Origin of the sequence: Flavobacterium sandaracinum (assembly GCF_004349135.1) — a bacterium.
GTDB classification, from domain to species: domain Bacteria; phylum Bacteroidota; class Bacteroidia; order Flavobacteriales; family Flavobacteriaceae; genus Flavobacterium; species Flavobacterium sandaracinum.
Genome location: NZ_SMFN01000032.1, coordinates 22,796 through 29,115, shown reverse-complemented (window position 1 = coordinate 29,115; position 6,320 = coordinate 22,796). Strand labels below are relative to the sequence as shown.

8 protein-coding genes are annotated in these 6,320 nt (G+C 40.8%); all 8 read right to left on the bottom strand.

Annotated features, from left to right (window positions below):
- Window positions 1-331: 331 nt before the first annotated feature.
- Window positions 332-904, bottom strand: a complete 573-nt coding sequence (locus tag E0F91_RS16855; protein ID WP_086452610.1) for a sigma factor-like helix-turn-helix DNA-binding protein — start codon at window positions 902-904, stop codon at window positions 332-334.
- 202 nt (window positions 905-1,106) lie between these two features.
- The gene (locus E0F91_RS16850) at window positions 1,107-1,547 is read right to left on the bottom strand and encodes a DUF3872 domain-containing protein (RefSeq protein ID WP_086452609.1); all 441 of its coding nucleotides are present in this window, start codon (window positions 1,545-1,547) and stop codon (window positions 1,107-1,109) included.
- Between the two features lie 11 nt (window positions 1,548-1,558).
- The gene (locus tag E0F91_RS16845; protein WP_132067544.1) at window positions 1,559-2,119 is read right to left on the bottom strand and encodes a conjugal transfer protein TraO; all 561 of its coding nucleotides are present in this window, start codon (window positions 2,117-2,119) and stop codon (window positions 1,559-1,561) included.
- A 27-nt stretch (window positions 2,120-2,146) separates the two neighbouring features.
- Complete coding sequence (traN, locus tag E0F91_RS16840) at window positions 2,147-3,040, bottom strand: conjugative transposon protein TraN (RefSeq protein ID WP_132067543.1); 894 nt, start codon at window positions 3,038-3,040, stop codon at window positions 2,147-2,149.
- 25 nt (window positions 3,041-3,065) lie between these two features.
- Window positions 3,066-4,394 carry a conjugative transposon protein TraM gene (traM, locus tag E0F91_RS16835; RefSeq protein ID WP_132067542.1) on the bottom strand — a complete coding sequence of 443 codons (1,329 nt, stop codon included), beginning with the start codon at window positions 4,392-4,394 and terminating at the stop codon, window positions 3,066-3,068.
- Between the two features lie 52 nt (window positions 4,395-4,446).
- Window positions 4,447-4,668, bottom strand: a complete 222-nt coding sequence (locus E0F91_RS16830) for a nitrogen regulatory IIA protein (protein ID WP_442899841.1) — start codon at window positions 4,666-4,668, stop codon at window positions 4,447-4,449.
- 11 nt (window positions 4,669-4,679) lie between these two features.
- A complete protein-coding gene (traK, locus tag E0F91_RS16825; RefSeq protein ID WP_131910820.1) occupies window positions 4,680-5,303 on the bottom strand; it encodes a conjugative transposon protein TraK in 624 nt (207 codons plus the stop codon).
- Between the two features lie 24 nt (window positions 5,304-5,327).
- Entirely contained in the window at window positions 5,328-6,320 is a 993-nt protein-coding gene (gene traJ, locus E0F91_RS16820; protein ID WP_131910819.1) for a conjugative transposon protein TraJ, read from the bottom strand.

Here is a 6,320-nt window from a genome sequence, read left to right as displayed (position 1 = left end):
GGATATACTGGCTATACAACCCAATGTTTGTGGGTGAATTCCTTACATTCTGTTCAGATTCTAAAAGGTAAAAGAAGAGGAGGCAGTTTCTTTTCTTGAATATACTATTAAGCTATTTAAAGCAAAATCTGCTCTCACTCTTCCTCACTTAGATTATATTATACAAACATAGGAGGTAAAAGAAGAAGAGGCAGTTTCTTCGCTTGAAAATACTATTAAGCTCTTTAAAGCAAAATCTATCTCACTTTTCCTCACTTAGATTATATTATACAAACATAGGAGAAGCAAAAGAACGTCGCCTTACTATAACTGGATTTTCTGTCATTCCAAATTACTGAATTGGCTGTGTTTTCCACACAGAAAATCCTTCAAAAAGATTTTCAATGCTTTCAAACTCTATAAATGCGATTAGTTCTTTTTTGCACTGTTTTTGGAATCCCTTGAAACGATGAAAATCTGTCAAAGGTATCTCGCAAAGCTGACCTATGGTGTGAATATCTAAAACCTCCATCATACTATTCATTCTCTTACTAAAAGGAAAATGGCTTTTATAAAGCTTTTTTTGCAGGTCAGTTTCGATTTTATTTTTTCTTTTTTTAATTTGTTGAGTCTCACCTTTTTTAATTTGTTGAGTCTCGCATTTAAAGTCGTATTTTAACTGTTCCAATTTGTGCTTATAGTCATCAATTTCAGCAAGTAACTGGGTTACGCTCTTTACTTTTTTATACGTTTTCGCGTAAATTTGGCGAACACGTTCACCGGTGACCCCATAAATGGCGGCCACTTCCTGAAGCGTCATTTTTTCTATCAGGAGCTTTTGCAATACATCATATTCCTTTTCAGAGAGTACTTTTCGGGACATTTCGATATAAAATCTATTGGTAAGTGCTATTACATCTTTCATAGGAATGTTGTTAAAATCTCATTATTAAAAATAGTCTTTGGATGCCACAAATTAGAACCAAGATAATAATGTTTATTCAGTTATACAATGAGCTTAATAGAGATCCATAGGGTAATAGCAAATAAAACAACCCGAAGATGATCTTCGGGTTGTGATTAAATACGAACTTTATAGTGAGAGCATAAAAACCTATATCTGACGGCTAATTACTGCTGTTAAACTCAAAACTCAACTGCCTTTCGTTCCCGAAATTATCCGAAATCCATACATCAAAGGATTGGGAGACGGTGGAGTTCGAAGTATAATACAATCTGAATTGCTTAGCCTGCAACGGGTACAAATCGTTGGGCAGATAAGGTGACGTATCGTTATACTGCAAAGTTCCTTGTCCGTCAAACTGAAAGTAGCGAAGATAGTATTGCGTGTTGTTATAATTGCCGGTTGGCTGTATCGTCAGCCTAATCTCCACGGTATTGCCATTAGCAATTTCTTTGGGTATGGGCATCACCTTTACCTCAAAAGGGAAATCATTTTGTATTTCCAGTTCGTCTTTGCTACAGGATGAAACGGAACTTATCAGGATTCCCAGCAATACATACATTGACAGTAATCCTATTCTGAATTTATTAAAAAATGTTATCATTGTTTTATATTTTAAAAGTTAATCCTCAATCCCAGACCGGCTGAAGGTCGGAACTGTTCCAGGTCCGTACCCCACAAAACTTTTGTGCGACCCTGAAGAATCAACACAAAACGGTCGGACAGGTATGTTTCAAAAGACAGCCGTCCGCCTGCGCCGTAAATGAAATTGTCCTCAGTCAGTATTTTTGCCCCGTCATACAACAAAGCTTCGCCACGGTTAATGCTTTCATAACCCAGTACACCAGTTATTGCTGCATTCAGGGTAATGTTCTTACGGGTATCACCCAACATGAAGAAACTATAACCACCTTCTGATGTGTAGGTTTCCTGTGGTAAGCGGAGGTTTTTATACTCATCATACTGGTACGTATATTCCAATGCCCAAAGCTGATAATTACCATTTTTACCGTTTAAGGTCATTCCAATATTGAGGTAGTAGTTCCTGTCGGGATAGACATCGGATAAGATTCCTGCGTTTACCTCCAGTCCTTTCTGTTTAGGCAGCATTCGTTGTGCCTGTGAGATAGTGATGCCTACAAGGAAGAACATCATTATATAAATATACTTTTTCATTTTTCTGTTATTACGTTTAATGGATTACTAAAATTTAAGGTGCATATCGTTAATCAAACTAGCCTTAATCAAATCGGAATTTTCTACCTGAAATGTCTGATGTCTGCCCCCGTTCTTCTCGAAAATCTCAATCAATAACACCTTGTCATCGGCAATGGTAAACTGATCCAACAGGAATACATTTTGTTGGGTTGTTTTTCCGCCAATCTCACTGAGTAGCTTGTAAGTACGTAGTGGTATCATGGGTCTTTCCTGTACCACAGTACGCTTTGCGATTTTTTTGTCCACTACCTTGAAATTCATAAAATCAATCTGGAAAGGAACATTGGTACGGTTTGCGAGTTCCGTATGGAAATAGTATTTACCATTATGGATATAAATTCCTTTCAGAATAAACTGTATGCCGAAACTTTTCGCCCCAATATGCTTTACAATGCGCTTATCGTTTTTGTAAATTGTTTCCAGTAATAAGCCTGCCAGTGATGGTGAGTTATTACCCAATTCTTCAAAAAGCACATCGTTTCCATCCGCTTTATCCACTGCCTTTTGCATCGTCAGCAGGTCATAACTCAACACCTCCGGGGATGAGCTGTAATGCACATTGAAACTGTAAAAGCGACCGTCATCGGTAATCACCGAAAAATTGGTTTCGGTTCCAAACTCTTTTACCGATGCTTTTACACGAAGTACATTTTCCGCATCTTCTGCTTTTCCTGCAATCAGGTATTCACTGCCCAGATCCACATAGCGGATAGCGGTTGGGAAAATCAGATGCGAAGTCTTGTCATAAGTAACTTCCATAAGGTACGGTTCTATCTTACCCAAAGCAAGAGGAGTTATTGCGCTGTCCTGTGCAAAAGAGGATACTGCAAAGCCAATAATCATGGCAAATGCCCAAAAGGTTTTTAAGTAATTTTTCATTGTTTAATTCTATTTATGTTTAACATTATTTTTTGGAAACAAGGAACAGTTGATGCCCTGCCTTTAAGGTAACTTTCGGTGTCTTCACTTTTTTGGAGAAATAGCCCGAAATGCCCTGTACTACACCACGGCTCAAATCAGCGGCAACCTGTTGTCCTGCCGATTGGGTAAGCATCAGGCTCGTCCCGGATTGCTGGCTCATATTGCCAGCCATTTCGCCAAGGGCATTCATTTCGGGCGAATACGGCACATACAAACCCTGCTGACCGTCCAGATCATAAACCGTAATATCAACCGGGAGGATATTTCCGTCCAGTTCTATGGAAGTAACTTTGAGCTGTAAACGTCCTCCCTCAAGTTTGGCATTAGCCGTTAAAATTGTTCCTTTGGGAATGCTACGATTAGGCGTTTGGGCGGGTTCCAGTAACCGTAATCGTACTCCAGTTTCACCAATAATGGTCTGCGTTTCCTGTACACAGGCTTTAATACTGTTTTTGGGTTGTACCTCTTGTTCTAAAGCACTGGCAGTATAAAAACCGCTGTTCTTGTTTTGACTCCAATCTGCTAAAAAGGCACTATCGTTAGGCTCACGGTACAAGGCAGATACGGTGTTCTTTCTTGCAGAAGTGAATGCCACGAACTGCTCTTTTTGTGTAGATGAAGACGACTTAGAAACAGCATCATTGGCAGGTACAACTTCCCCCATATTTGTACCTGAAGGAAGATATTTTGCAGCCATCTGATAGGATTTCTCCATCAATGCTAATTGATCATCAACCGTTACTTTGGCTGGAACGTCTTTCTCAGCCAGTTTTTCCTTTAATTCTTCCAATTGCTTGCGGAGTTCCTGCGTCTCAGAATTATCGTCCTTATAGAAAGAGCCTAATGTGCTTTGCACGTTGCGGTAACTGTTTAAAGCGGGATTACTTTGTTTTCCAGATCCGTTGGCACTGCTGTAGCTTTCTTCTTCTTTAGGTAGCTCCTCCTCCGCTTCTACATTTTCGTCGGTATTCCAGTAATCAGAAAGAGATGTGAGAGCGTTCCTCTTTTCCTGATTCTTACGTTCTAGCATTTCCTCCTCGTATGCCTTACCCTTATCGGCAGGCATTCCTGCGCCAGTAGCCTGAGGTACAACCTCGTTCAGTCCGATTTTATCGATTTCCTTTTTCTCGGAAGACGGTTTAAATATCAAGTACATACAGCCGATGAACACAACACCCATCAAACCGAATATAAGTGGTTTTTTAAGCTTTTGGGCTTTGTTCTGTGTACTTTCTTGCAAAACATCTTCGGTTGCTGCTGGGTTACCTTCCGTTACCCGAACAACCGTTTTTTTATTCTCATTTTCTTTCATGAATGTCATTTTTTAAAATTGTTGATACTGTATCCTGCAAGAGTGCAGGACTTCATTTCTTTTTGAAAACAGGATTTTCGATATGCTCAATGACCATATCGTTATTGGACTTGCTGGTATCATACCATACTTTGAAAATAACCCCTGCGCTAAGCAACAGATACCCCGCAAAAAAGTAAAGCGTGTACTTGTGCTGTTTTCTTAAAGGCAGTGTTCGCCAACGTTCATCCAGTTTCTCAAACCAATTGTCCATATCAGTTCGTAATTTTTTCATATCCTACGTTTTTAGCGTTCAATGACCTCTATATCTTTGTTTTCCACAACAGTAAACTTTTCGATATTGAAGCCCTGCGGGTTATTGTCCGAACGGACAGAGTTCACAAGAAAACAGGAAGTAACCAGATTACGTTTGGTCACATTACTGGAACGGATGATGAACTGTCTGGCATAGGTACGTGCCGCATAGGGATAGGTGTCGAAATTGCAGACCACACTATCTACTTCGATACGTTGCTGTACGTTGCCCGATATAATACGGTTGTAATATCCCTTTTCCGAAAGGTCTTTGTAATAATCAAAAGCACTTTTATCGGCAAGGTTAAACGCCCGGCTCATATTACTTTCGATAGCATTTTTATCGGGAGCCAGCGTAAAGAACAGTTCGTGAAAACGTCTTACATGTTCCCTTGCTTCGACCGGTCGGTTGATGGACGCATCCTGTGCAAGTGCCAGCATTAGTGATTTGCCATTGTCCAGTACATAGATCTTCTGGCGCTGTTCTTCTGCAAAGCGGTAAGATTGCCATACTGCATATCCTGCAACACTGATGCAGAGAACGGCAAATACAAGAGCGTACAACCTGATTTGGCGAAAACTGTTTTCGATATTTCTTAGCGTTTTAAATTCCATTTTTTACTGATTAATCGTTCTACATTATTTGAGTAATTGCCCGCCAATATTTCCTGCTGCCGAGCCAGCTCCGGCTCCAGCAATATTTCCGGCTTTCATTGCGGTTTGGTTTACATTACGAGTAAAATTCCCTGCCCCACCAGCCTGAATAATCCAGCCTGTCACGGTTGGGATAGTAAAATATCCCACAATGCCAATGATCATAAAAATCACATACACGGTATTTGACGTATCGGGAATGAAAGTCGGGTCAGCAAGCATTTCGATATCCCTTTCTATAATCAGGGATTGTATCTTGGCAAGCATGCAGCTGAACAGGTCGGCAACGGGTAGCCATAGATATACACTAACGTATCGAGTAAGCCATTGCGAAAGTGTGGATTGAAAACCATCCCAAACCGATATAGCAAAAGCTATCGGACCCAAAATGGACAACACAATTAAAAAGAAAGTACGTATGGTGTCAATTACTAGAGCAGCTGCCTGAAATAGAATTTCCAGCAATTCCCTGAACCAGTTTTTTACGGACTGCTCAATGCTGTGCATCCCTCTTTCCATATACATGCCCGACATCGTGACCAAATCAGATGGCGACCAACCCAGTTCTTCCAGTTTTTTATCGAACTCTTCGTTCGATGCCAGATACGCGGTTTCAGGGTTGCGGAGCATTGCCTCACGCTCCAGCAGATCTTTTTTTTCCTGCAAATCGTTCAGGTCAAGAACCTGATTTTCGAGAATGGCATGTGTCCCCTGCACCACTGGGCTTAGCACTGCATTGATGGTTCCAAGTACCATGGTCGGGAAAAACATAATACAAAGACCCAATGCAAAAGGACGGAGCAGAGGGTACATATCAATAGGCTCTGCACGGCTTAGTGCCTGCCATACTTTAATAGCTACATAGAACAAAGCTCCCAGACCAGCCACTCCTTTAGCCACTGCCGCCATATCTGCGGACAGTGGCATCATCTCATCGTACAAGGAGCGCAGAACCTCGTGAAGATTATTAAATTCCAT

Excerpts from the sequence above, each read along its gene's own strand:
- E0F91_RS16855 (WP_086452610.1), bottom strand. The coding sequence starts at position 904 with ATGAAAGATGTAATAGCACTTACCAATAGATTTTATATCGAAATGTCC.
- E0F91_RS16850 (WP_086452609.1), bottom strand. The coding sequence starts at position 1,547 with ATGATAACATTTTTTAATAAATTCAGAATAGGATTACTGTCAATGTAT.
- E0F91_RS16845 (WP_132067544.1), bottom strand. The coding sequence starts at position 2,119 with ATGAAAAAGTATATTTATATAATGATGTTCTTCCTTGTAGGCATCACT.
- traN (WP_132067543.1), bottom strand. The coding sequence starts at position 3,040 with ATGAAAAATTACTTAAAAACCTTTTGGGCATTTGCCATGATTATTGGC.
- traM (WP_132067542.1), bottom strand. The coding sequence starts at position 4,394 with ATGAAAGAAAATGAGAATAAAAAAACGGTTGTTCGGGTAACGGAAGGT.
- E0F91_RS16830 (WP_442899841.1), bottom strand. The coding sequence starts at position 4,668 with ATGAAAAAATTACGAACTGATATGGACAATTGGTTTGAGAAACTGGAT.
- traK (WP_131910820.1), bottom strand. The coding sequence starts at position 5,303 with ATGGAATTTAAAACGCTAAGAAATATCGAAAACAGTTTTCGCCAAATC.
- traJ (WP_131910819.1), bottom strand. The coding sequence starts at position 6,320 with ATGGAATTTAATAATCTTCACGAGGTTCTGCGCTCCTTGTACGATGAG.